At 61.6% G+C, this 24,769-nt stretch carries 23 protein-coding genes and 2 tRNA genes; 10 read left to right on the forward strand and 15 right to left on the reverse strand.

Annotated features, from left to right (window positions below):
• Positions 1 to 60 precede the first annotated feature (60 nt).
• From tolQ to JJB74_RS03205, 8 genes are all read left to right on the forward strand, one after another.
• On the forward strand, positions 61 to 753 hold the full coding sequence (gene tolQ / locus JJB74_RS03170; RefSeq protein ID WP_200590346.1) for a protein TolQ: 693 nt from the start codon (positions 61 to 63) through the stop codon (positions 751 to 753).
• Positions 753 to 1,184: an ExbD/TolR family protein gene (locus JJB74_RS03175; protein WP_200590347.1), complete on the forward strand. Its 432-nt coding sequence runs from the start codon at positions 753 to 755 to the stop codon at positions 1,182 to 1,184. Before tolQ ends, JJB74_RS03175 begins: the two co-directional genes overlap by 1 nt.
• Before the next feature lie 18 nt (positions 1,185 to 1,202).
• Positions 1,203 to 2,249 carry a cell envelope integrity protein TolA gene (tolA, locus tag JJB74_RS03180; protein ID WP_200590348.1) on the forward strand — a complete coding sequence of 349 codons (1,047 nt, stop codon included), beginning with the start codon at positions 1,203 to 1,205 and terminating at the stop codon, positions 2,247 to 2,249.
• Positions 2,250 to 2,254: 5 nt separating this feature from the next.
• Positions 2,255 to 3,523 (forward strand): Tol-Pal system beta propeller repeat protein TolB, encoded by a 1,269-nt coding sequence (tolB, locus tag JJB74_RS03185; RefSeq protein ID WP_200590349.1) that lies wholly within the window; start codon positions 2,255 to 2,257, stop codon positions 3,521 to 3,523.
• A 34-nt stretch (positions 3,524 to 3,557) separates the two neighbouring features.
• On the forward strand, positions 3,558 to 4,085 hold the full coding sequence (pal, locus tag JJB74_RS03190; RefSeq protein ID WP_200590350.1) for a peptidoglycan-associated lipoprotein Pal: 528 nt from the start codon (positions 3,558 to 3,560) through the stop codon (positions 4,083 to 4,085).
• 5 nt (positions 4,086 to 4,090) lie between these two features.
• Positions 4,091 to 4,840: a tol-pal system protein YbgF gene (ybgF, locus tag JJB74_RS03195; RefSeq protein WP_200590351.1), complete on the forward strand. Its 750-nt coding sequence runs from the start codon at positions 4,091 to 4,093 to the stop codon at positions 4,838 to 4,840.
• A gap of 79 nt (positions 4,841 to 4,919) precedes the next feature.
• Positions 4,920 to 4,995: transfer RNA gene (locus JJB74_RS03200), tRNA-Lys, on the forward strand.
• A gap of 92 nt (positions 4,996 to 5,087) precedes the next feature.
• Positions 5,088 to 5,163: transfer RNA gene (locus JJB74_RS03205), tRNA-Lys, on the forward strand.
• 93 nt (positions 5,164 to 5,256) lie between these two features.
• On the opposite strand, the gene JJB74_RS03210 is transcribed toward JJB74_RS03205, so the two are convergent.
• The 4 genes from JJB74_RS03210 to JJB74_RS03225 form a co-directional block, all read right to left on the reverse strand.
• Positions 5,257 to 5,811: a GNAT family N-acetyltransferase gene (locus JJB74_RS03210; RefSeq protein WP_407672257.1), complete on the reverse strand. Its 555-nt coding sequence runs from the start codon at positions 5,809 to 5,811 to the stop codon at positions 5,257 to 5,259.
• Between the two features lie 166 nt (positions 5,812 to 5,977).
• Entirely contained in the window at positions 5,978 to 7,438 is a 1,461-nt protein-coding gene (locus JJB74_RS03215; RefSeq protein WP_200590353.1) for an HDOD domain-containing protein, read from the reverse strand.
• Complete coding sequence (locus tag JJB74_RS03220; protein ID WP_200590354.1) at positions 7,435 to 9,198, reverse strand: putative bifunctional diguanylate cyclase/phosphodiesterase; 1,764 nt, start codon at positions 9,196 to 9,198, stop codon at positions 7,435 to 7,437. The genes JJB74_RS03215 and JJB74_RS03220 overlap by 4 nt, the downstream gene beginning before the upstream one ends.
• Positions 9,199 to 9,489: 291 nt before the next feature.
• Entirely contained in the window at positions 9,490 to 9,963 is a 474-nt protein-coding gene (locus JJB74_RS03225; protein WP_200590355.1) for a hypothetical protein, read from the reverse strand.
• A 227-nt stretch (positions 9,964 to 10,190) separates the two neighbouring features.
• Here JJB74_RS03225 and fnr point away from each other — a divergent pair, with 227 nt between their 5' ends.
• Positions 10,191 to 10,955 (forward strand): fumarate/nitrate reduction transcriptional regulator Fnr, encoded by a 765-nt coding sequence (gene fnr / locus JJB74_RS03230; RefSeq protein ID WP_200590356.1) that lies wholly within the window; start codon positions 10,191 to 10,193, stop codon positions 10,953 to 10,955.
• A gap of 10 nt (positions 10,956 to 10,965) precedes the next feature.
• Here the strand turns inward: fnr and JJB74_RS03235 are convergent, their stop codons facing one another.
• From JJB74_RS03235 to hemN, 11 genes are all read right to left on the reverse strand, one after another.
• Entirely contained in the window at positions 10,966 to 11,205 is a 240-nt protein-coding gene (locus JJB74_RS03235) for a hypothetical protein (RefSeq protein WP_200590357.1), read from the reverse strand.
• Between the two features lie 61 nt (positions 11,206 to 11,266).
• Positions 11,267 to 11,785, reverse strand: a complete 519-nt coding sequence (locus JJB74_RS03240; protein ID WP_200590358.1) for a FixH family protein — start codon at positions 11,783 to 11,785, stop codon at positions 11,267 to 11,269.
• A 13-nt stretch (positions 11,786 to 11,798) separates the two neighbouring features.
• Positions 11,799 to 13,193 (reverse strand): cytochrome c oxidase accessory protein CcoG, encoded by a 1,395-nt coding sequence (ccoG, locus tag JJB74_RS03245; protein ID WP_200590753.1) that lies wholly within the window; start codon positions 13,191 to 13,193, stop codon positions 11,799 to 11,801.
• Positions 13,194 to 13,238: 45 nt separating this feature from the next.
• Complete coding sequence (ccoP, locus tag JJB74_RS03250; RefSeq protein ID WP_200590359.1) at positions 13,239 to 14,174, reverse strand: cytochrome-c oxidase, cbb3-type subunit III; 936 nt, start codon at positions 14,172 to 14,174, stop codon at positions 13,239 to 13,241.
• Positions 14,167 to 14,349 (reverse strand): CcoQ/FixQ family Cbb3-type cytochrome c oxidase assembly chaperone, encoded by a 183-nt coding sequence (locus JJB74_RS03255; protein WP_200590360.1) that lies wholly within the window; start codon positions 14,347 to 14,349, stop codon positions 14,167 to 14,169. Before JJB74_RS03255 ends, ccoP begins: the two co-directional genes overlap by 8 nt.
• A gap of 10 nt (positions 14,350 to 14,359) precedes the next feature.
• Positions 14,360 to 14,974, reverse strand: coding sequence for a cytochrome-c oxidase, cbb3-type subunit II (gene ccoO, locus JJB74_RS03260; protein WP_200590361.1), 615 nt, complete (start codon positions 14,972 to 14,974; stop codon positions 14,360 to 14,362).
• Positions 14,975 to 14,986: 12 nt separating this feature from the next.
• Positions 14,987 to 16,411: a cytochrome-c oxidase, cbb3-type subunit I gene (ccoN, locus tag JJB74_RS03265; RefSeq protein ID WP_200590362.1), complete on the reverse strand. Its 1,425-nt coding sequence runs from the start codon at positions 16,409 to 16,411 to the stop codon at positions 14,987 to 14,989.
• A 389-nt stretch (positions 16,412 to 16,800) separates the two neighbouring features.
• Positions 16,801 to 16,998 (reverse strand): cbb3-type cytochrome oxidase assembly protein CcoS, encoded by a 198-nt coding sequence (ccoS, locus tag JJB74_RS03270; protein WP_200590363.1) that lies wholly within the window; start codon positions 16,996 to 16,998, stop codon positions 16,801 to 16,803.
• Positions 16,998 to 19,436, reverse strand: a complete 2,439-nt coding sequence (locus JJB74_RS03275; RefSeq protein ID WP_200590364.1) for a heavy metal translocating P-type ATPase — start codon at positions 19,434 to 19,436, stop codon at positions 16,998 to 17,000. Before JJB74_RS03275 ends, ccoS begins: the two co-directional genes overlap by 1 nt.
• Positions 19,433 to 20,203: a sulfite exporter TauE/SafE family protein gene (locus tag JJB74_RS03280; protein WP_200590365.1), complete on the reverse strand. Its 771-nt coding sequence runs from the start codon at positions 20,201 to 20,203 to the stop codon at positions 19,433 to 19,435. The genes JJB74_RS03275 and JJB74_RS03280 overlap by 4 nt, the downstream gene beginning before the upstream one ends.
• 10 nt (positions 20,204 to 20,213) lie before the next feature.
• Positions 20,214 to 21,635 carry an oxygen-independent coproporphyrinogen III oxidase gene (gene hemN / locus JJB74_RS03285; protein WP_200590366.1) on the reverse strand — a complete coding sequence of 474 codons (1,422 nt, stop codon included), beginning with the start codon at positions 21,633 to 21,635 and terminating at the stop codon, positions 20,214 to 20,216.
• Between the two features lie 232 nt (positions 21,636 to 21,867).
• On the opposite strand from hemN, the gene JJB74_RS03290 reads away from it, so the two are divergent.
• Complete coding sequence (locus JJB74_RS03290; RefSeq protein WP_200590367.1) at positions 21,868 to 24,753, forward strand: hypothetical protein; 2,886 nt, start codon at positions 21,868 to 21,870, stop codon at positions 24,751 to 24,753.
• The last annotated feature ends 16 nt before the right edge of the window (positions 24,754 to 24,769 follow it).

Here is a 24,769-nt window from a genome sequence, read left to right on the forward strand (position 1 = left end):
ACGATGACGCCGTCATCGCGTCGCGCCGCAACCGATACGCCCTGAAATCACAAACCATCCATGTCCAACGTCGATCTGAGTTTCCTGTCCCTCATAGGCAATGCCTCGCTGCTGGTGCAGCTGGTCATGGCGCTGCTGCTGTCCGTCTCGATCATGAGCTGGACCTACATCTTCCGCAAAATGTTCGCCATCCGCAGCGCGCGCGCCCAGACCGAGGAATTCGAGCGCCTGTTCTGGTCCGGCGGCAATCTCGATGCCTTGTATCGGGACGCGATCTCGACCCGCCGCCAGCAGACCGGCGACAACGGCGCGCTGGAACGCATCTTCGAATCCGGCATGAGCGAATTCAACAAGGTGCGCGCCTCCGTCGGCGGCCGTGACGCTAGCGGCGCGCCGCTCGAAGGCGCCCGCCGCGCGATGCGCGCCGCCTACCAGCGCGAGATGGATGCGCTCGAATCGCACCTCGCCTTCCTGGCTTCGGTCGGCTCCGTGTCGCCGTATGTCGGCCTGTTCGGCACGGTGTGGGGCATCATGAATGCCTTCCGCGGCCTCGGTAACGTGCAGCAGGCAACCCTGGCCACGGTAGCGCCGGGCATCGCCGAAGCGCTGATCGCCACCGCCATCGGCCTGTTCGCCGCGATTCCGGCAGTGGTGGCTTACAACCGCTATTCGCATGACATCGATCGCCTGGCGATCCGCTTCGAAACCTTCATCGAAGAGTTCTCCAACATCTTGCAAAGGCAGGGCCGCTGATGGCCAATACCACGATGCGCGGCGGCCGCCAGCGCAAGTTCAAGGCCGAGATCAACGTCGTGCCGTATATCGACGTGATGCTGGTGCTGCTGGTGATCTTCATGGTGGTGTCGCCAATGGTGAACCCGTCGATGATCGATCTGCCCACGGCCGGCAAGTCGGCGCTGCCGCCGCCGGAATACATACAGATTTCGCTCAAGCCCGAGGAAGCCGCGACCATCGGCATCGTCGGCGGCAAGAGCGTCGGCACGCAGGACAAGGTCAGCGGACGCGACGAACTCGTGCGCCGCCTGCGCGATCTGCACGGCAGCAACGAGGACATGGCGGTGATGATCGCCGCCGACAAGAACATCAAGTACGACGAAGTGATACAGGTGGTGTCCGAAGCGAAGAAGATGGGATTCAAGCGCGTCGGACTTGCCACCCGCTAGCCCTCCCGACATCAGGCCATGAACGACGCAACGCGTTATCACATACCGAAGGAACCCGGCCGCTGGCGTGCAATGACGCTGGCGGCCGTGGTGCATCTGGCCCTGGTCGCCTTTCTGTGGATAGGCATACGCTGGCACAGCGAAACGCCGGTGGCGGTGGAAGCCGAGATCTGGAGTCCGCAGGCGCAGCAGGCCGCGCCCAAGCCCGAACCGCAGCCGGAACCGGAACCGGAACCCGTGCCCAAAGTCCAGGAAGCGCCGAAGCCACAACCGGCGCCGCCGCCGGTGGAGCGCGAAGCCGCCCGCCCGGTGGAAAAGCCGGTGGTGCCCGACCCCGAGATCGCCATCGAGCAGCAGCGCAAGAAGCGCCTGAAGGAAGAGCGCGAACGCCGTCTGGCCGAGGAGCGCGAGGAAGAGAAGCGCCAGGAAGAGAAGGAGCGCCTCGCCGCGCAGAAGAAGCAGGAACAGCAGCGCGCCGAGGACAAGCGTCACAAGGAAGAACTCGCGAAGGCCGAGGAAGCGAAGGAACGCAAGCTCGAGGAAGAGAAGAAGCGCAAGCAGGCTGAACTCGCGAAGCAGAAGCAGGAAGCCGAGGAAAAGAAGCGCGAACTCGCTGAAGCGGACAAGAAGAAGAAGCTCGCCGAAGCCGCCGAGAAGAAGAAACGCGACGCGGCAGAAACCGCGCGCGCCGAGGCAGTGCGCAAGGAAGAAATGAGCCGCATGCTGTCGCAGGCCGCCGGCTCCGGCGGCAGCGGCGAAGCGGCGCATTCTTCGGGGCCGTCGCGCGGCGACGCCAGCTACGTCGCCAAGGTCGCCGGCAAGATCCGCTCCAACACCGTGTTCAACGTACCGGACGACCTGGCCGGCAATCCGGCGGCCGAGTATGCGGTCGATTTGCTGCCCGATGGATCGGTGCGCTCGATCCGCAAGGTCAAGAGCTCCGGCGTGCCGGGCTTCGACGAAGCGGTGCGGCGCGCCATCGAAAAATCACAGCCCTTCCCGAAAGACAAGACCGGACAGGTACCGTCCGGATTCACCGTCTCCCATAAACCGAAGGATCAGTAAAAGCCATGCTCAAAACCCTATTCGTCAGAACGGTCGCCGTGGCCTCGCTGCTGGCCGCGTCCGCCTCCCATGCGCAGTTGCGGGTTGAAATCGCCGGCGTCGGCGCGCAACAGATACCGATCGCCGTGGCCGGCTTCGCCGATGAAACCATCGCGCCGGCGCAGGTCAGCGCCATCATCAAGGCCGATCTGGAACGCAGCGGCATGTTCCGCGTGATGGATGCCGGCGTGCTGCCGGAAAACGCGCAGGTCAACTACGGCGACTGGAAGTCGCGCGGCGCCGACGCGCTCGTGGTCGGCAGCGTGCAGCGCCTGCCCGATGGCCGCTTCGATGTGCATTACCGCCTGCTCGACACGGTGAAATCGACGCAGCTCTCCGCGCTGGCGCTGGCCGCGCAGCCGCAGTTCACCCGCGTCACCGGCCACAAGATCGCCGACGACATCTATGAAAAGCTGATCGGCGCGCGCGGCGCCTTTGCCACACGCATGGCTTACGTGACCAAGGTCGGCAATGAATACCGGCTCGAAGTCGCCGATGCCGACGGCGAAGGCGTGAACGTGGCGCTGCGCTCGAACGAGCCGATCATCTCGCCGACCTGGTCGCCGGACGGCACCAGGGTCGCCTATGTGTCCTTCGAGAAGAAGAAACCGGTGGTCTATGTGCAGAACCTGGTGACCCGCCAGCGCACGGTCGTCGCCGACTTCAAGGGCAGCAATTCCGCGCCCTCCTGGTCGCCGGACGGCACCAAGCTCGCCATCGCATTGGCGCGCGACGGCCTGACCCAGGTCTATACGGTGAGCGCCGACGGCGGCAACCTGCAGCGCCTGACCCATACCGATGGCATCGACACCGAGCCGCAGTATTCCCCGGACGGCCAGTGGATCTACTTCACCAGCGACCGCAGCGGCGGCCCGCAGATTTACAAGATGCCCGCCGGCGGAGGCAACGCGCAGCGCGTTACCTTCCACGGGCCGTATAACATCAGCCCGCGCATCTCGCCCGATGGCAAGACGCTGGCTTACATCGGGCGGCGTGAAGGCCGCTTCCAGTTGTATGTGCTGGATCTGACCAATGGCCAGGAATTGCGCCTGTCGGATACCGCCAAGGACGAATCGCCCAGCTTTTCCCCCAACGGCAAATACATCATGTATGCCACCGAATCCGGACGCCGCGGCTCGCTCGCCGTGGTCTCGGTCGATGGCCGCGTGAAGCAGCGCCTGACGACACAGGCGGGCGATATCAGGGAGCCCAACTGGGGCCCGTTCATGAAGTAAACACCACCGCTCAATCCAACAAGGAGAACCCCCCATGCGTATTTCGCATAAATTCGTGCTCGCTCTGTCGAGCGCATTGCTCGTCACCGCCTGCTCGTCGCCGGTCAAGCTGGACGACAAGGCTGCCGTCGTCGATCGTTCCGCCGCCGGCACGCAAAGCGCCGATCCGCGCAGCGTCAACACCATCAACGCCACCGGCTCCAACATGGATCCGCTGAACGATCCGCAAGGCGTGCTGGCCAAGCGCAGCGTCTACTTCGACCTTGACAGCTATACCGTCAAGGATGAATACAAGCCGGTGCTCGAAGCCCATGCCAAGTACCTGAACGCGCACAAGGATCGCCACATCGTCATCCAGGGCAACACCGACGAACGCGGCGGCCGCGAGTACAACCTGGCGCTGGGCCAGAAGCGCGCTGAAGCAGTGCGCCGCGCGATGAGCCTCCTGGGCGTGCAGCAGAGCCAGATGGAAGCGATCTCCTTCGGTAAGGAAAAGCCGAAGGCCCTGGGTAGCGACGAAGCGGCTTACGCCGAAAACCGTCGCGCCGACATCGCCTACTAAGCGCCATGCGCACCTCGATCCGAACGCTCCTCGCGGCGGCGATCACCGCGACGGCATGCGCAGCGCCCTTGATGGCGCATGCCGGCATGTTTGATGATGATGAAGCACGACGCGCCATACTCGATCTGCGCGCCAAGATCGACGCGGTGAACAACCGCGTCGATGGCAAGGCCGACAAGGGGACCAGTCTCGACCTCGCCGCGCAGAACGATCAGCTGAAGGCGGAGATTGCGCGGCTGCGCGGCCAGATCGAGGTGCTCACCAACGACCTGGCCAACGAGCAGCGCCGGCAAAAGGACTTTTACGCCGACCTCGACGGTCGTCTGCGCAAGCTGGAACCGCAGCAGATGACGGTCGATGGCAAGGATGTCCAGGTCCAGCCGGGCGAGCAGCAGGCTTATGAAGCGGCGCTGTCGCAGTTCAAGTCCGGCGACTACAAGGCTGCAAGCCTGGCCTTCGCCGCCTTCCTGCGCAGCTATCCAAAGTCGGGCTTTGCGGCCGCGGCGAACTACTGGCTGGGCAATGCGTACTACGCGCAGAAGGATTACCGCAATGCGATCGCCGCGCAGCAAATCGTGGTGAGCAGCTATGCGGACAATCCGAAGGCGCCGGATGCCATGCTCAATATCGCCAGCAGCTACACCGAGATGAAGGACCGGGCCGCGGCCAAGAAGGCGCTGGAAAACCTGATCGCGCAATACCCGGACTCGAATGCTGCGCAGACCGCGCGGCAGCGCCTGGGCAGCCTGAAATAAGACGACGCCGACCGGAACAGGAATCCCTGTTCGAGATTTGACAGTCCAGGGTCGGCTCCCTATAATTGCGGTCTCTTTCGGGTCGTTAGCTCAGTTGGTAGAGCAGCGGACTTTTAATCCGTTGGTCGCTGGTTCGAGCCCAGCACGGCCTACCAAGAATAAAGAGGTACAGCAGCAGTACAGGTTGTATCCGAAGGACATCCGCAAGGATGTCCTTTTTTAATGCGGAGTTTTCCGCAACCGTTTCGGGTCGTTAGCTCAGTTGGTAGAGCAGCGGACTTTTAATCCGTTGGTCGCTGGTTCGAGCCCAGCACGGCCTACCAAACACCTCGGTGTTTTCAAGGGACTTCTTCGGAAGTCCCTTTTTGTTTTGGCGCCGCCCTGCCCTGCATGAACATGGGCAGGCTCATCGACCATCAGCCATCGACCGGATCGCGCGGCGTATCCAGCGTCAATTGATAAAAGCCCAGATCGAGCCAGCGGCCGAACTTGAAGCCGGCCTGCCGTATCGTGCCGGCATGCACGAAGCCGAGCTTTTCATGCAGCGCGATGCTGGCAGCGTTGCCCATGTCGATGCCGCCGATCATCACATGCATGTCGGCCGCGCGCGCCGCGGCGATCAACTCCCGCATCAACGCCTCGCCCAGACCCTGGCCGCGATGGTCGCGCTGCACATAAATCGAATGCTCTACGGTGTACTTGTAAGCGGGGAAGGCGCGAAAGTGGCCATAGCTGCCGAAGGCGAGCAAATCCCCTTCCTCGCCTTCAAAACCCAGCACCGGAAAGCCGCCGCGCTCCTTCGCAGCAAACCAGTCATCGATGTTCTGCGCCGTGCGAGGACGATAGTCATACAACGCAGTGCTGTTGGCGATGGCATCGTTGAAGATGTCCAGCACCGCCTGGCCATGGCGCTCAAGGCTGCAGTGGACGGCTTGCATGGCAACTCCCGGAAGAAATGGCGAGGCAGGCATTGTACAAGGCAAAAAAAACCCGCTGACCTTGCGGTAGCGGGTGAATCCATCCTGTTTCAGGGTGGAGGAGACAAGGCCAATATAGGCAAGTTTATGGTGCAGCGCAATATAAATCTTGCGCTTGTCGTTTTGTCCCTACATTGCCACGAAACAGGATTGCGTCGGTTCAAACGCCTTGCGCGATGTCGCGCCGCATCACCAGCTGACGCATTTCATTCAAGGCCATGATCTCGGTGTTGGACAGCGAAACCGGCGGCGCATCGCCCCAGTCGCCATAGAGAAAGCCCACCGGATGCCGGTTCGCCGTCAGCGGCAGCACGATGAAGCTGCGCGTGGAAAGAAACGCTTCCTTCCACCAGCGTGGCAGCTTGGCGCGGAATGCCGCGTCCTGCGCATCCTTCACGCACACCATCTTGTCGTTGGCCAGCGCGGCATGAAACACATCGGGCTGATACGCATCATCGAAGGCCAGGCGCTGCAGCGTCGGCTGCATATCCTCGCCGAAGAACATGCTCGCCACATACCTGCCTTCCTTGCGGTTGCGCAGGAAAGCCACCGCGCGCTTGAGGCGCAGGCCCTGATAACTCGTTTCCAGCGCCATCGTCATCAACTGGCTGACAGTGATGCCGGCCGACGCATTGCGCATGTCGGCCACGCCGCGCACCAGCACCGGCGTGGCGTCGGAGCGGCTGGCTTCGCGCGGCGCTTCCTGCGGCGCAGCAGGACGCGCCGTGGTGGAGACAGCACGGGCGAGCGCGGGATCCTCATGCGCCGCCTCGCGCGCCGAGGCAATCGCACCCAGCAGGTTTGCGCTTTCCATGCCCAGCATCTCGGCATAGCTTTCAACGATGAGCGACAAGGCCTCCTCGTCCGCACCATCCTCGCAGATCGCCTGCGCGCAATTCGAAGACATCGTCGCCAGCGCCGCCAGCCAGGCGGTGTGATCCAATGGCTCGCCAGCCTGCGGCGCGACATCCTGCAAACTTTCGATCAGGCCATGCGGCAAGCCCCAGCGCCGCGCGATCAGCCTGCCGATGTCGGACAGCGTCATGCCCAGTGTGGCGACTTCTGCGCCGATGCCGGGACCACGCTCCTGGGTCGCATGCTGCAAGGCTTCCCAGTACTCCGGCAGGTAGAACGCCGTCATCATGCGGCCCAGCCCGTGCAGCAGCGAACACACCACCGCCTCTTCGGCATCGCGGGTGCTGGCCTGGGCAGTGGCCTGGCGGGCGATATGCCCCGCCAGCACCGACTTCTCCATCTCCATGCGCACCTGGCTCGACCCGGTCGAGACATCGGCCATGCCGTCGACCAGTTTCAGGCCCAGAGCCAGATGACCGATGGATTCGGTGCCCAGCACCATCACCGCGCGCGACACGGTATTGATTTCGCCAAACATCGCATACATCGCGCTGTTGGCCAGCCGCAGCACCCGCTGCGTCAGCGCCGGGTCCGACAGCACTGTGCGCGTCATGCTGAATTCGCGGTCGTCGTCGCTCTGCATCGCGCCAACGATCTGCCGCACCACGCTGGAAAATCCCGGCAGGTTGCCCTGCTCTTTCACGCGCAGCCACAGCAGATCCTGGGTCTTGCCGGCATCGCCGAACCCAATAGCGACTGCGTTCATCCCACTATCCCTCCTTCTTCGGTTTCCCGCGTCTGCGCCGGCGCTCGCTCTACGCGCGCACGTTCGTCCTTCAAAGTCTGCAGCGCATCGGCGAACAGCATCGGGCGGCCAGTGTGGAAGCCCTGGATCAAGCCACAGCCGTGCGCCATCAGGAATGCCAGCTGTTCCTCGTTTTCGACGCCTTCGGCCACGGTGTTCAAGTCCAGATGCATCGCCAGGCTCAGCACGACGTTGCAGATCGCCGCGTCCTTCACCGAGCGCGGCAAATCCTTGATGAAGGCGCGATCGATCTTTAGCGTGCTGATCGGGAAGCGCTTCAGGTAAGCCAGCGAAGAATAGCCGGTGCCGAAATCATCGATGGCGATGCGCACGCCACGCGACGCGATGCGCTGCAGCAGGTCCTCGGCATGCGCCGGGTCCGACATCAGGATGCCTTCGGTAATTTCGAGCAACAGCTGCCTGCCGGCGATGCCCGAGAGTTTCAGCGCATCGTCCATCAGGTGCAGGAACTGGTCGTTGCGGAATTGCCGCGGACTGACATTGACCGACACATACAAATCCCGGCCGGCCGCCTCCTGCAGGCTTGCCAGCTGCACGCAGGCCGCTTTCAGCACCCAGGCGCCAAGCAGATTGATCAGTCCATTGCTCTCGGCCATGTGTATGAACTGGCCCGGCGAGATCAGTCCGAGCTCCGGATGCCGCCAGCGCATCAGCGCTTCGAAACCGACGATCTCGCGATTGTCCGCGCGCACGATGGGCTGGTACTGCAGGAAAAATTCGCCATTGCGCACCGCTTCGAACATTGCCGCTTCCATCGACACATCATGGTCGACCGAGGCGAAGGTGTCGCTGTTGTAGACCACGCAGCGCGCGCGTCCGGTTTCCTTGGCGCGCGTCATCGCGGTTTCGGCATGCGCCAGCAGCCTGACCTCGTTTTCGCCATGCTCCGGATACACCGCCGCGCCGACCGAGGCGCTGACGTACAGCGATTGACCTTCAATCTCGAATGGCAGCTGCACCGCGCCGATCATGCGGCGCGCTATCGGCATGATCTCCGCCTCGCGTCGCACGCCCGGAAGGATAGCCAGGAACCGGTCGCCACCTACCCGCGCCAGCGTATCGTGATCGCGCAGCACCTTCTGCATGCGCGCGGCCGCTTCACACAGCAAGGCATCGCCGGCGCCGTAACCGAGCGCATCGTTGACCTTGCGAAAGCCGTCCAGATCCAGCGCCAGGACCGAAAAGCCCGAGCTGACCCGACGCGCCTGGGCCAAGGCCATGCGCAGCCGGTCTGACAGTAGCGCGCGGTTGGGAAGCCCGGTCAGCGTGTCATGGGTGGCGATATGCAGCAGCCGCTCGCGGGTTTCTTTTTGGCCCGAAATATTGCGTCCGATGACCAGCAGCTCCAGCGACTCGCCTGCCGACACTCCCGGCGCGGCATCGGCACAGATTTCCAGCTCGAACCATTGCGAGCCGGAGGAGGTCTGGATGCGCAGGTTGACACGCTGCCGTTCGCGCGAACTGATCGCTTCGGCGAGCGTGGCGGCCAGCGCATGCCGATCCGGTCCGTCGACCAGGTCGTACATCTGCCTGCCAACGTAATCACCGCTCGGCCCGAACAGCGCGAGCGCGCGCTGGCTGGCATGAATGATGGCGCAGTCTTCCGACAGGATCAGCACCAGGTCGCCCGCTGCCTCGACAAGACGGGACAGACGGCTCTGGAGCGTGGTGATCAACGGGTTATTGGAATGTGAAAACATGAGTTGTCATGGTTTTATCCGAGGGAAACGGCTTGCCGCACATGTGCGCGGCCCAGCCGATCCGGGAATCCGCATTCTATCTGACCGTACAGAAACATTTACGGCAGGAAAAACCATAAGTTGAGGAATTGTCTGTCGCAGCGAAATTGCACCGGACGGTTGCATGTCGAAACGGCAAGCAAAAAGCCAGAATAGGAGGGGGATTGCGCGAAAACCACTGGCGCAAAAGCATACGGCGCGTACCAGACGCGCCGTATCAGAGAAGATCGGGCTTAAGGCCCGAAAAACGCTTTATTTGGACATGGTGCCCGAGCCGGTAGCGGATTCACCCAAGCCAGTCCCTGCGCCACCATCGGCCGGACGGGTAGCGTTGGCGGTCGAATGGGCATGCTTGGCGCGGCGCGCTTCACGCTTGGCCTTGCGGTCGGCGCGGCGTTGCGCTTTTTCCTCTGCCGTCATTGCCTTTGGATTTTTCAGGTTCGGCTGCGACGAGGTGCCCGGCGTCGGTACTTCAGTATTCGCACGCAGCTGTTCGGCACCGGCGTTGCGCTCGGCCTTTACATCGGCGCGCGAGCGTGCGCCCGTGCCCGCGCCCGGCTTGTCTTCGAACTGGTTGACCTTGTCCGCGTTAGCGGCGCTTGCGCCCGCCTTTACATCGGCACGGCTGGGGCTTGCACCCGGATTGGTTGCGGGAGTCTGGGCAAAGGCAGAAACCATTGCAGCCTGAGCCAGGGAAAAAGCCAACACGGTTAATGTTTTTTTCATTTTCGGCTTCCTTGGGTGAGTAAAAGAATGACAAGGCAACGACTGGGCAAAGCCTAAGCGAGGACGCGCGCCTCGACAGTACGCTGCCGCACATAATCGGCGCTTCTCAAGCGTTTTCGGTATGCCGGCGTACCCAGCCGTTACATTGTGCGTTACACTCGGTCGCCTATTTCGCCCGGCCTGCGCACGTTTTGCGCGCCCGCAATGATCCTCATCGTTGAGAATCCATGACAGTTTCCATACCGGTTCCCAAAGCGGATGTCCTGACTGTGCCAATTCCCGCGCTGCGCGCAAGCTGCGCGGCCTGCAGCATGCATCAGCTCTGCCTGCCGATGGGCCTGGACAGTAACGACATGTCGCGTCTGGACGCCATCATCGGTCGCCGGCGCAAGGTGGCGCGCGATGGCCATCTTTATCGCATGGGCGATCCGTTCACCACCCTTTACGCAATCCGCCTCGGCCATTTCAAGACCTTCCAGATCAATGTCGGCGGCGAACAGCAAATCACGGGTTTTCAAATGGCGGGCGAGCTGCTCGGCATGGATGCGATCAGCGCCGAGCGCCATCACTGCTCCGCGGTGGCGCTGGAAGACAGCGAAGTTTGCGAAATCCCGTTCACCCGCCTCGAAGACCTGTTCGGTCAGATTCCGACGCTGCTGCACCATTTCCACCGCATGATGAGCCAGGAAATCACGCGCGAGCAGAGCGTAATGCTGCTGCTCGGGAACATGCGCGCCGGCCAGCGCTTCGCTGCCTTCCTCGTCAACCTCGGCGCACGCTATGCCGCACGCGGCTACTCCGCCAGCAGCTTTCAGCTGCGCATGTCGCGCGAGGAAATCGGCAACTACCTGGGTCTGACGATCGAAAGCATCAGCCGGCTGCTGTCGCGCTTCAAGAAGCAGGGACTGCTGCGGGTGAGCAACCGCGAGATCGAGATTCTCGACCTCGACCGCCTGAAGGCGATGGCCGCCGGCACGGAAACCTGCGATTGACCTGGATTGCTCAGAACGGCGGCTGCCGCTCCGCCGGCACATAAGCCAGGTAGTGACTGAGCATCGCCGCCAGCGCGCAGAACAACCAGAACAGAAAAAAGCCCAGCGTATAGGCGCCGAGCGGCGACATGTGCATCGCCATGCTGTCGAGCGGCAGATCGGCCGGATCGAACAGTGAAAAGAACAGGCCCTCGGCCAGCGCCGCCACCAGAAAGGACGGCCAGAGGATCACCATCGCCAGTCGCCGCATTGTCTCCTCCTCGTGATAGTTCATTGGCGCCGATGCCCGCAAACGTCGGCGCCCTTTCTCTTCAATGCTGCGCGGCGATGCGCACGTCGCGCTGCTGCGGCCAGGACCAGTCGCCTTCGAGCCGCCATGCGAGCGCGCCATCTTCCAGCAGCACCTGCCAGCGCGCCATATCCAGCATCGGCAGCGTCAATGCGAATGCGCCGTTGGCATCCGGCTGCACTGGCAGCGTCAGATCCCGGTCGGGCCGGGTCGGATGGATCAGGCGCAGGGTCATCGCGCCCCGCACCGGCGTGCTGCCAGCAACACGTCCGCTGAGCCGGCCGCTGGCCGCATCATAGGACAGCGCAAGCGATAAACCGAGCGTAGCCGCCGTGCGCTCGCGCCGCAGATCCTGATTGATCGCCTTGCCCTTCAGATAGTAATCGCCAACCACCAGCGCATCCTGCCGGCTGAAAGCCAGCCAAGAGGTGTAGCCGCCGGCCAGGATCACCAGGAAGGGCCCGAGCATCAGCAGCCAGGGCCAGGCATGCCGGTACCACGGCGCCGCCGATGAAGATGGGGAAAGATTTGCGACTTGCATGTGAAGCTCCCTGTCAGCGCGGCACAATGAATACCGCTTTTTCGACGGCCTTCAGCCGTGCATCGTCGAGCGATTGAATGGTGATGGTGATCCGGTTCGAACCCTTCGCGCCCTGCCCCGGCGCAATGCGCAGACGCAGCGGTACCGAGCGGGTCTCGGTCGAGCCGACTTCGACTTCATCGCTGCCGGCCACCGTCAGCGTGGCAAGTCCCTCGGCATGCACCTGATAACGATGCGACTCTTCCGAGGTGTTCATGATCTGCAGACGGTAGACGTTCTCGATCATGCCATCCTCGACTTCCCGGCCCATCGCGCCGCGATCGCGCAGCACATCGAGCTTGACCGGATTGCGCATGGCCAGCGAGCCAAACAGGGCTGAAACGATCAGCAGCAGAATCGCGCCGTAGATCAGCACCCGCGGCCGCCGCATACGCTGCGCAATCCCCTTGTTCGACAGGCCTTCCGTCATTGCATGATCGGTGCTGTAGCGGATCAGGCCGCGCGGGCTGCCGACCTTGTCCATCACGCTGTTGCAGGCGTCGACGCAGGCGGCACAGCCTATGCACTCATACTGCAGGCCCTTGCGGATATCGATGCCGGTCGGGCACACCTGCACGCACATCGTGCAATCGATGCAATCGCCAGTCTTCTTCGCCGGGTCGGCCTTCTTCGCCTTCGGCCCGCGCGGCTCGCCGCGTGCGACGTCGTAGGTGATGATCAGCGTGTCCTTGTCGAACATCGAGCTCTGAAAGCGCGCATACGGGCACATGTACTTGCAGACCTGTTCGCGCATCCAGCCGGCGTTGCCATAGGTCGCGAAGGAATAGAACACCACCCAGAACCATTCCCACGGCCCGAGTGACAGCGTGGCGATTTCACGTGCCAGCGTATGTATCGGCGTGAAGTAGCCGACGAAGGTAAAGCCGGTCCACAGCGCGAGCAGGCCCCAGGCCAGATGCTTGGCGCTCTTGCGCGCGAACTTCTCCAGCGATGCTCCCTGCCGGTCCAGGCGCATGCGCGCACTGCGGTTGCCTTCGATCTTCCGCTCTATCCACATGAAGATCTCGGTATAGACCGTCTGCGGACAGGTGAAACCGCACCAGACGCGGCCGGCGATCGCGGTGGCCAGGAACAGCAGGTAGGCGGAGACGATCAGCAGGCCGGCCAGGTAGATGAAGTCCTGCGGCCACAGCACGAGGCCGAACAGGTAGAACTTGCGCGCCACCAGATCGAACAGCACCGCCTGGCGACCGTTCCACCACAGCCAGGGCAAGCCGTAGAAGACGATCTGCGTCAACCAGACGAACACCCAGCGCAGGCTGGCGTAGCGGCCGCTGATTTCGCGCGCGTAAATCTCCTCGCGCTTTTCATACATCTTGATGACGGCGGTCTGGCCTTCACCTTTCATTGCCTGGTCCACGGCGCTCACTCCTCAACCTTCAATGCTCAATACTTAACGCTGCGTGCCCGCATCAATATTGGACAGGCTCCACACATAAGCGGCCAGCACATGCACCTTGGCTTCGCCCAGGAAGTCCTTGAACGACGGCATGGTGTTATTGCGGCCCTTGCGGATGGTTTCCATGATCGTGTCCGGACTGCCGCCATACAGCCAGATCTTGTCCGACAGGTTCGGTGCGCCAATCATCTGGTTGCCATGGCCATCAGCGCCGTGACATGCGGCGCAGGCGCCGAATTTGCCTTTGCCCATCGCGGCCTTGATCGGATCCGAGGCCGGCGAGCCCGACAGCGACAGCACATAGTGCGCGACGTTCTGCACATCCTGCTCCGAGCCCAGCGCCTCGCCCATCGGCGGCATCTGGCCGTTGCGGCCGTTCATGATCGTGGTCTTGATCGTGTCCGGCTCGCCGCCATACAGCCAGTCATGGTCGGTCAGATTCGGAAAGCCCTTGTTGCCGCGCGCATCCGAGCCATGGCACTGCGCGCAATAGGTCAGGAACAGTCGCTCGCCGATGGCGCGCGCCTGCGGATCGGCGGCTACCGCCTTCAGGTCCTGCTGCAGATACTTGTCGAACAGCGGGCCGTATTCAGCCTGCGCCTGCTGCAACTCGCGCTCGTAGGCGCCAGTGGATCTCCAGCCGAGCTTGCCGGCATAGGTGCCCAGGCCCGGATACAGCGCCAGGTAGCCGATGGAAAACAGGATGGTGATCACGAACAGCCACATCCACCAGCGCGGCATCGGCGTGTTCAGCTCGGTGAGATCCTCGTCCCACATGTGGCCGGTGGTGTGTTCCTTCGGGCTCACGCCCGGTGGCAGCGTGACCTTGTGGCGCGACTGCGACCACAGCAGCACCGCGCAGCCGACGATGCCAAGCACTGTCAGCAGCGTGACATACAGGTTCCAGAAACCGCTGGTGAAATCAGACATGGCGCTGCTCCGTATTGTTGTTCGCGTCGTCGTCGGCCAGCACGGCCGCGGCGGCATTGTCGAAGTCGGCGCGCTTGTGATGCACGAAGGTCCACCACAGGATGCCGACGAAGGTGATGAAGCTCGCCACCGTCATCGCACGGCTGGCCAGCTCGAACAGGCTCTCAAAATTCATCGTCCGCTCCTCAATTCCTTGCCTTGATCTGCGTGCCCAGGCCCTGCAGATAGGCGATCAGCGCATCCTGCTCGGTCTTGCCCTCGAGATCCTTGGGCGCAGCCGCGATCTCTTCATCGGTGTAGGGCACGTTCAGGCGCTTCAAGGCACGCATGCGCGGCATGACTTCCTGCGCATCGAGCTTGGTCGTTGCCAGCCACGGATAGCCCGGCATGTTCGACTCGGGTACTACGTTGCGCGGGTTGTCGAGATGCGCCCGATGCCATTCATCGCTGTAACGGCCGCCCACGCGCGCCAGGTCCGGGCCGGTGCGCTTGGAGCCCCACTGGAACGGATGGTCGTACACGGATTCGCCGGCCACCGAGTAATGACCATAGCGCTCGGTCTCGGCGCGGAAGGGCCGGATCATCTGCGAATGGCAGCCGTAGCAGCCCTCGCGAATATAGATGTCGCGGCCCATCAGGCGCAGCGGCGAATAGGGCTTGAGGCCCGCGACCGGCTCGGTGGTCGACTTCTGGAAGAACAGCGGAATGATTTCCACCGCGCCGCCGATGCTGATGACCAGCACCACGAAGATGATCAGCAGCCACGGGCTCTTTTCGATTTTTTCATGAGTAAGCAGCATTTTCGACTCCGATCAGACATGCGCGACGGTGGTGGGAATGCGGGATGCCACCGGTTGGGAATCGCGCACCGTCATATAGGTGTTCCAGGCCATGATCAGCATGCCGGACAGGTACAGCAGGCCGCCGGTGAAACGGATCACGTAATACGGATAGGTGGCCTTCACGCCTTCGACGAAGCTGTAGGTCAGCGTGCCATCGGCATTGACCGCGCGCCACATCAGGCCCTGCATCACGCCGGCGATCCACATCGAGGCGATGTACAGCACGATGCCGATGGTGGCGACCCAGAAGTGGGTCTCGACCAGGCGGGTGCTCCACATCGCGTTCTTGCCGGCGATGCGCGGAATCAGGTAGTACAGCGAGCCCATCGTGATCAGGCCGACCCAGCCGAGCGCGCCGCCATGGACGTGAGCGATGCCCCAGTCGGTGTAGTGCGACAGCGAGTTCACGGTCTTGATGGACATCATCGGACCTTCGAAGGTAGCCATGCCGTAGAAGGACAGCGACACGATCAGGAACTTCAAAATCGGGTCCGAGCGCAGTTTGTGCCAGGCGCCGGACAGGGTCATGATGCCGTTGATCATGCCGCCCCAGGACGGCGCCAGAAGGATCAGCGAGAACACCATGCCCAGCGACTGGGTCCAGTCCGGCAGCGCGGTGTAATGCAGATGGTGCGGGCCCGCCCACATGTAGGTAAAGATCAGCGCCCAGAAGTGGACGATGGACAGGCGATATGAATACACCGGGCGCTCGGCCTGCTTCGGAATGAAGTAATAGACCATGCCGAGATAGCCGGCGGTAAGGATGAAGCCGACCGCGTTATGGCCGTACCACCACTGGATCATCGCGTCCTGCACGCCGGCATAAGCCGAATAGGACTTGGTCAGCGAGGCCGGCATGCTGGCGCCATTGACCACATGCAGCAGCGTGACGGCGAGAATGAAGGCGCCGAAGAACCAGTTCGCCACATAGATGTGCGCGACGCGGCGCTTGATGATGGTGCCGAAGAACACGGTCGCATACGCGATCCACACCACCGCGATCAGGATCGTGATCGGCCACTCCAGCTCCGCGTATTCCTTGCCGCGGGTCATGCCCATCGGAAGCGTGATCACCGCCGACACCAGCACCGCTTGCCAACCCCAGAAGGTGAAGGCGGCAAGCTTGTCCGAGAACAGTCTGACCTGGCAGGTGCGCTGCACGACGTAATACGACGTCGCGAACAGGCCGCAAATGCCGAACGCGAAGATCACGCCATTGGTATGCAGCGGGCGCAGGCGGCCATAGCTCAGCCAGGGAATATCGAAGTTCAGCGCCGGCCATGCCAGCTGCGCCGCGATGAACACGCCGACCAGCATGCCGACGACGCCCCAGAAAACGGTGGCGATCGCAAACTGCTTCACGACGCGGTAGTTGTAATTCGATGCTGTGTCCACGAGGGGCTCCAGATGTGATGATGAATGTTGTTCTGGAGCCAGAGTACGTATCGGGGGTCCGAAAATCTTTGACTTGAGTCAAAATGGCCCGGCTTGGGAAAATCGGCATGAAGCCTGTAGCGATTCATGCAGCGAGCGTGACGTCATGGAGACAATCGCAGCGCGATGCAACGGACCCCTGTTGGCATCGGATCGGCTTTTGGCCTTATGACAAGGGGAGAAAACGAGGACGACCCGAGCGCCATGGTATGGCCTTGTATTGCAGCGTCATTGCGAAGACGAATGAACAACAAGCATGGCGCGATGCCATGCGAGACAGTCGCGTAGGTTGGGCTGTCAAGCCCAACATGAAGCTCGACCCGGTGCAGACTCCTGTTGGGCTTCCTTCGTCAGCCCAACCTACCGTCGCGGCCCTGATGCACCCGGCCCGCACTCGGCTCGCCACCGCGATCATCATCCTGGAGTACCCGCAACGCCGGCCCGACCATATCTTCGAACTGCCCGCCATCGGACATCAGAAAGAACACCGCGATCGCGGCGAAGACAAGCACCACCGACAGCGGTATCAGAATGAACAGCGCATCCATCAAATCCTCCTTGCCGCGCGCATCAGGCGCAGCGCATTGCCGACCACCAGCATCGAGCTGGCCGACATGCCGATGCCCGAAATCCACGGATTGATCAGGCCACAGGCGGCGGCGGGAATCGCCACGGCGTTGTAGACCATGGCCCAGCCCAGGTTCTGGCGCACCACTGTCATGGTCTTGCGGGCAATGAGCGCGGCTTGCGCCAGCGTCGAGAGTCGGTCGCTGAGCAGCACCGCGTCGGCATGCGCCTGCGCCAGCGCCGCGCCATTGCCCATGGCGAACGACACATCGGCGGCGGACAGCACCGCCGCATCGTTGATGCCATCGCCGACCATGGCCACCACCGCGCCATCGCGCTGCAGCCGCCGCACGAAGTCGAGTTTCTGCTGCGGCGTCTGCTCGCCATGCGCGCGCCGGATGCCGAGCGTGTCAGCCACATCGCGCACCACCGCGTTGCCATCGCCCGACAACAGAATCATTTCCTTGCCGGCGGCGGCAAATTGCGCAACGAGCTCGCGCGCATCTTCGCGCAGGCCATCGGCGATATCGAAGCGCGCCAGCACGCCATGTGCACTGCCGAGATACACGCTGCTGAACGCGCCCTGTGCGCTCCTGCCGATGAAGCGGCCGCTCAGCTCCTCGACATAATCCGCGCGTCCGAGCCGATAGCGCATGCCATCAATCATGCCGGACACGCCCTGCCCGGCGCTTTGCTGCTGTTCGCTTGCTTGCCGCAGGTTTGTATCTGCCGCCGCGACGATGGCCCGCGCCAGTGGATGCGCGCTGCCCGCCTCGAGCGCGGCGGCAATGCGCAGGCAGTCGGCACGCTCGGCGCTGCCATACAAGGCAACGTCGCGCAGCGTCATGCGGCCCAGGGTCAGCGTGCCGGTCTTGTCGAAAACGATATGCGTGGCGCGGTGCAGGGTCTCGATCGCATGCGGCCGCACGATCAGCACGCCGGCGCGCAAGAGGCTGTCGGTCGCCGCGGCCAGCGCGGAAGGCGTGGCCAGCGACAGCGCGCACGGGCAGGACACCACCAGCACCGCGATGGCGATCGGCCAGGCGCGCGCCGGATCGTGGATGTGCCACCAGACGAAAGCGCCAGCCGCGAGCAGCATCAATCCGAAGACGAACCATGCCGCGACCCGATCAGCCCATTGCGCCAGCATCGGCTTGCCCTGCCCGGCGTTTTCCGCCATGCGCACCAGCTGCGCCAGCGTGCTGGCCGCCGCTGGGCGCGTGACGCGCATGAGCATCGGATGTTCGACATTGACTGCGCCGCCCGGTATCTCCTCACCCTCGATACGCGCCTGCGGCCGGCTTTCACCGGACAGCAGTGACAGATCAACACGGCTTGCGCCTTCAAGCAGGATGCCGTCCGCCGGCGCCGCCTCGCCGGGTGCAACCAGCACCACATCACCTTCAGCGAGGCTCGCGGCCGATACAGTTTGCGTCACGCGGCTTTGCGGATAGCCAATGAGGCGCTGCGCCGATGCCGGCAAGCCATGCCGCAAGCGTTCCAGCGCCTCGGCCGCGCGCCGTCGTGCCAGCAGCTCGAGCCAGCGGCTGCACAGCAGCAGAAAGATGAACATCGTCACCGAGTCGAAATACACTTCGCCCCGGCCGCTGAAGGTGGAAAGCAGGCTGGCGGCAAAAGCAGCGGCAATCGCCAGCGCGACCGGCACATCCATGGATAGCGCGCGTGCGCGCAGCGAGGCAAAGGCGCCGCGGAAAAACGGCGATGCGGAATACGCCACGGCCGGCAGCGTCAGCAGCAGGCTGGCCCAGCGCATCAGGGTTTCCATGTCGGCATCGAGGCTGCCGTCAGTGGCCATGTACACCGGCACGGCGTACATCATCACCTGCATCATCGACAAGCCGGCGACGAAGAGCCGGCGCGACAAGCCACGGGCCGTGGCCGCAAGCCCGGCTTCGCGCCGCGCGGCGTCATACGGATAGGCGCGGTAGCCAATGCCCGCCAGCACGGCCAGCACCGCGGCCAGCCCGGTGCGCGTCGGGTCCCAGCGTAGATGCAGGCGCTCGGTGGCAAGATTCATGTCCGCCGCCAGCACGCCGTCGACGCGCGCGAGCACGCGCTCGATCAACCATACGCACGCAGCGCAACGCAGGCCTTCGACGCACAGCGTGGCTTCGATCGTGTCTGCATTGCGCTGACCATAACGCTCCAGCTCCGCCGGCGTGTCATACAGCGCCAAGCCCTGCGGCAGCGGCTGCTCCGAGCCCGGCGCGGCGAATGCGGTGCGCTCGCGGTAGTAGCTGCTCATGCCGTTGTCAACGATGGCTTGCGCGACCGCAGCGCAGCCAGGACAGCACATCGGCTGGGCGACGCCATCGATAAGAACGCTGGTCGCTGCAGCGCCGGCAATCGGTCCGCCACAATGGAAGCAGTCCGCAAGCGTCTGCGGCGCCGCGCTCATTGCATCACTCCCGGCGTGAGGCAGAAAGCATCGGCCCACGCGAGCGGCATGCCGTATAAGGCGCGCGCGATGCCGAATATGCCGAAGCCGAGCACCACCAGCCCCGCCGCCTGGCGCATGCGTGGCGTACGCATGCCTTCGGCAAGTCGGGTTCCGGCGAGGCCCGCGGCGACCAGGGCCGGCAGCGTGCCCAGACCGAAGGCCAGCATCACTGCCGCGCCGCGCGTGGCCGAGCCGGCCAGCATTGCCAGCGTCAGCATGCTGTAGACCATGCCGCAAGGCAGCCAACCCCAGAGCATGCCTAGCGCCAGCGCCTTCCCCGGGCTATCCAGCGGCAACAGGCGTCGCGTGTAGGGCTGCAGATGCCGCCACAGCAGTTGTCCTTTCGTTTCCAGCCAGTTCAACCCCAGCCAGGCGCGCATCAGATACAACCCGAGCGCAACGAGCATCAGATTAGCCAGCCATAGGCCCACAAGCTGCAGCCAGGCCAATTGCACCAGGCTCTGCACGCCGCCGATCACCCCGCCGGCGATGGCGCCGGCCGTCATGTAGCTGCCGATGCGGCCGGCGTGATAGGCCGTCATGCGCAAGCCATTGCCCATCGTCTCGTCTAATGCCTGGGCGGTAGTCATCGTCACCACCGGCACCGGAAACGCGTGCCGGCCAGTCGCCGAAAACGCGCTGACGATGCCGCCGCACATGCCCACGCAATGCACGCCGCCAACCAGGCCGGCGAGAAAGATCGGGAACAGTTGCAGCGGATTCATGGACGCGTCTTCAGATGGTGCGCGAGTAGCGCAGCGGCTCGGCGCTGCGATTGCGCAGATGACGATCAAAGACCATGCAGACATTGCGCACCAGCAGCCGGCCACGGGCGCTGATGGTGATCCATTCGTCATCGAGCGTAAGCAGGCCGTCTTCGCGCATCGTTTCGAGCTGCTCGAGCTCGGCGGCGAAGTAGCTGCGGAATTCGATCGGATACGCCTGCTGCAAGGCCGCGATCGATAACTCGAAATTGCACATCAACATCTGGATGATCGAGCGCCGCAATACATCGTCCATGGAGAGGCGGATGCCGCGCGCGATCGGCAGCCGGTGGCTGTCGAGCAGGCTGTAATACGCGTCCAGCGTTTTCACGTTCTGGCTGTAGGTCGCGCCGACCGCGCTGATGGCCGACACGCCGCAGGACACCAGGTCGGCGTCGGCATGGGTCGAGTAGCCCTGGAAGTTGCGATGCAGCCGGCCCTGGCGCTGCGCAATCGCAAGTTCATCGTCCGGCCGCGCGAAGTGGTCCATGCCGATGTACACATAGCCGGCTTCCTGCAGCCGCTCGATGCACAGCGACAGCATGCGCAGCTTCTCTTCCGGACTGGGCAGGTCGGCATCCGCGATGCGTCGCTGCGGCTTGAACAAATGCGGCAGATGCGCATAGTTGTATATCGAGATGCGGTCCGGCGCGGCCGCGACCACCTTGTCCAGCGTAGCCGCCATCGTCACCGTCGATTGCAATGGCAGACCGTAAATCAGGTCGATGTTGATCGAGCGGAAACCCGCAGCGCGCGCAGCATCGATCATGGCGCGGGTCTCGGACTCAGGCTGGATGCGATTGACAGCGCGCTGCACGCGGTCGTCGAAGTCCTGCACGCCAAGACTGATGCGGTTGAAGCCCTGCTCGCGCAGGCGGGCAATGCGTGCCGCATCGACACTGCGCGGATCGACTTCGATCGCGTATTCGCCTTCGGCATCCGGCGCGAAGCGGAACCAGCGGCGCAGTGTCAAGAGCAGCTCGTCCATCTGCGCATCGCTGAAATAGGTCGGCGTGCCGCCGCCCAGATGCAGTTGCGAGACTTCATTGATGCCGACGAACTGCTGGCCCTGCATCGCGATCTCGCGCTTCAGGTAATCGAGATAGGTAGTGGCCTTTTCGCGGTCGCGGGTGACGATCTTGTTGCAGGCGCAGTAGTAGCAGACCGTGTCGCAGAACGGGATATGCACATACAGCGACAACGGATTGGCCTTGTTGCGAGCGCGCAGCCCGGCCACGGCTTCGAGATAGTCGCCGTAATCGAAGGACTCGGAAAACCGGTCCGCCGTGGGATACGAGGTATAGCGCGGTCCCTGCAGGCTCATCCTGCCTATCAGCGCCGCATCGAATTCGACCGCGGGACAGGCAAGCGCGGATGGCGAAAGAACCGACATGGTAAGAAAACTCCTGGGCACGCTGCCGCGCGGATGTGGCGGCACTGCGAGCGCTTGCAGTGTAGGGAATCGGGCCTCTGGCGATCCTTGATGTAAGTCAAAATCGGCCGGGAGGCAGCGGGCGGCCGGCCTGTCCATGTCGCGATTGGCAACCATCCGATCAGGTGTGCGAAAGGCTGAGCGCAGTGGGATACCGCGTTACTTACCCGGCCCACGATCCTGGAGATCAGCAATGAAACGCAGACTTGACGATCGCACTTCCCCGGTCCGCACCCTGCCCTATGTTTCGACCGGCACCCTTACCGATCTTCCGCACGATGTCATGCCCAATATCTGGCTGCGCCTGCCCGAAGAAACGATGGCGGCGCTGCTATGCACCAGCAAGCGTTTCCATTCCGATCAACGCTTGTTCACGGCGCGAGCCCTGGAGCGCAAGATCGCGCTGACCGCGAGACCCACTTTCCTTGGCAACGGAACTCATTCGCCGGACATCGAAGCGGTGCAAGCCTTGCTCAACGACACGAATCTCGATTCGATAGGCCTGGCCCGGTGTCTGGAATTGTTTATCGACGCTCAGGCTTTTTCCTGCCCGAGCGACGCATTTTATGAAACCTGTTTCAGCGCACTGGAAAAGTTGGATAGATATGCGAGAGGCCGGGCTCTGGAGAAAATTTTTCAATATTGGATTCTGGAACAATATCGTTTACTAGGAAACAATTTCGCGCCATTTCTGCTGAAAATCATCGGCGAGCGGGAAGACTGGGAACTAGGCCTTGCAGAAGAATTTGAGCTCGCATTCATGTCGGAACAAAGCAGGGCAACCATAAAAATATGGCTGTTTTTTGTAATTTCCTGCAAAAACGACGAGTTCTGCAAAAATTCCGCCAAAGCGTCCACAGCGCTGATCGATTTCATGAAAAACGTGGAAGAAGGCGAAATGATCCACGCCCTGTCCTGGATACCGTGCCTTCACAATAGAAATGTTCTCACCAAAAATAATGCAGGATCCGCAGCCCAACCCGAGGTTGCTCTGATAATGGCTTATTACGAGTACTGTGACAGGATCGACCCTGTACTATCCGCCAAGGTGCATTCTGCAAGCCTGGAATTGTTGCAGCTCCATAACGGTGACCACATTTTCCAAGACCCCAGCCAATATTGGCGGTCAAACCAGACTGTACGACAAACAACCTGTGAAGCCTTGGTGCGCACCCTGCTCCAACTCGATGACGAAGCGAGTATCGACTTACTGCAGTACCCATTACATCGAATAAGGCATACGTTTGGCGGACATGATTTTTACAAGCTCCAAATAATGCACGTGTGCGAGAAAACCATGAAATCGGCTTGCAGAAGCCGTGCCGGACTGGGTGCTCAACTAATGCTCATTGATGTTCTTTCTTCTTTTCCATGCCATGCTGCATCGAATAACATCCGGATTTTTCATAGCGTGGAACCATTTTGGCGGAACCTTCCTGCCACAGCGTTAACAGCGGATGCCCTCGCGATGTTTTCATGTATGACCGCATACATGAAGAACACGGAATTGCAGTCGAACATGTTCGATTGGCTCATCAAATATTTACAAACCAATCCATATTCCGGAAATATAAGACTGGTTTGTTTGCTCGCGTATTTGTCTGCATTCCTTGACCATGAGAAAAAATTCACGCTTCAGTTGTTTTTGCAAAATATTGTGGAAAGCATGTCGGGTGCGCACAGGGACAAGCTCACCTCCAGCCTGAAAGGTGCAAACTTCCTCGCGAACAAGTTTGCGGAGTGGAATGTCGAAATGAGCGCCTTCTACTCTACGCTCTGGCGGGATCACGACTTGTCTACCGGACACGAAGACTGGGACGTCTGCAAGAGAAAAGAGAGGGAGTTGATTCTCTCGGAAAACTGCCACGAAGAGTTCATTGCATCATTCTTTCTCCAATTGAATGCAATACGCACCTGGCCTGAGCTCCAGAAAAATTACGTATTCGAGCCATTCTCGTTTTTTGGAGACAACGATAGCCCCGAAAATTCCACCACCATTACATCGGATTCGGCGCAGCAGGAATTGCGAAAATTGGAGACGGTTCTTTCCCCCGCGGCGCAACTGCAATATCTGAAAATTTTGCTCAATAGCGGCCATCATGGCCATGGCATCCAATTCCTTGCGCTGGCGGTGCTGAAATACCGGGAACTTCCTCCGTTAAGCTCGGTGGCGCAGTTTTCACCCACCCCAGTATGGCTGCATGGCCACGCGCAAATGCCATCCGTGTTCCACATAAAATCGATACTGGAAATTTTTCGAAAGAACAAAAGCGATCTTCCCCTGATAATCGAAGCAGGGAGAGGCGTCACTTTCGCCAACAACAAGCACATCGTGAGTTTTCTGCCTTTCTGGCATAAGTTGCTGAAGGAATACTCTTCGGCAGACCGCTATCGATTATTGACGATGATCGCATCCAGCCATTACTTCATTACAGGAACGCCGACATCTGGAGATTTGGCATTTACGCAAGTAATGAGCAAATTGGCAAGATATCTGCGCGATGGGGACAAACCTGATTACCTGAACAGGCTGGCGCAAAGAATTGACATTACCATTAGCGAATCCGGGGTCCATCTTTTTGCGCCAATCAAGGCAGTTGCGGCCAGCATTCCTCCAGAATTTGGCAGCCGCCTGCAATTACAGGCCATCGCAATATGCGTGCATGTGCAGAAACTGGCCTCATTGATCCGGGATCGTACGAATCGCGGAGAAAAATTACACCCCCTGGAAAAAGTGGGCCGTATTATAGCGGCGCCCCGGGATAGGCGCCTGTCATTTTCAGATATTAAAATGATTTTCAAATGGATATCGCACCTGGAGAATGGAAGCGATATCTCTCTGAAATTGGCATGCACTTCCCTGAGTACGGAAAAATGGGAATTGGTGCTTTCCGCCTATCAGGCCTCTCCCGATTGGGAAGCGGCGCTCGTTGCCGAATACGAGCAAAGGCCGGAACGATTGCTTGTTCTCATAGAGTGCATTCCGGATGGGCGCCTGGCGTTGAATACCCTGTTGCATGGCCCATTGATCGAGTCGGACGCTGTTGAGTTCTTCCAAGAGGAAGGCAATGCCTGGTGACCATGGCCAGCGCAAC

The sequence above is a fragment of the Noviherbaspirillum pedocola genome (genome assembly GCF_016632335.1).
Classification (GTDB): domain Bacteria; phylum Pseudomonadota; class Gammaproteobacteria; order Burkholderiales; family Burkholderiaceae_D; genus Noviherbaspirillum_A; species Noviherbaspirillum_A pedocola.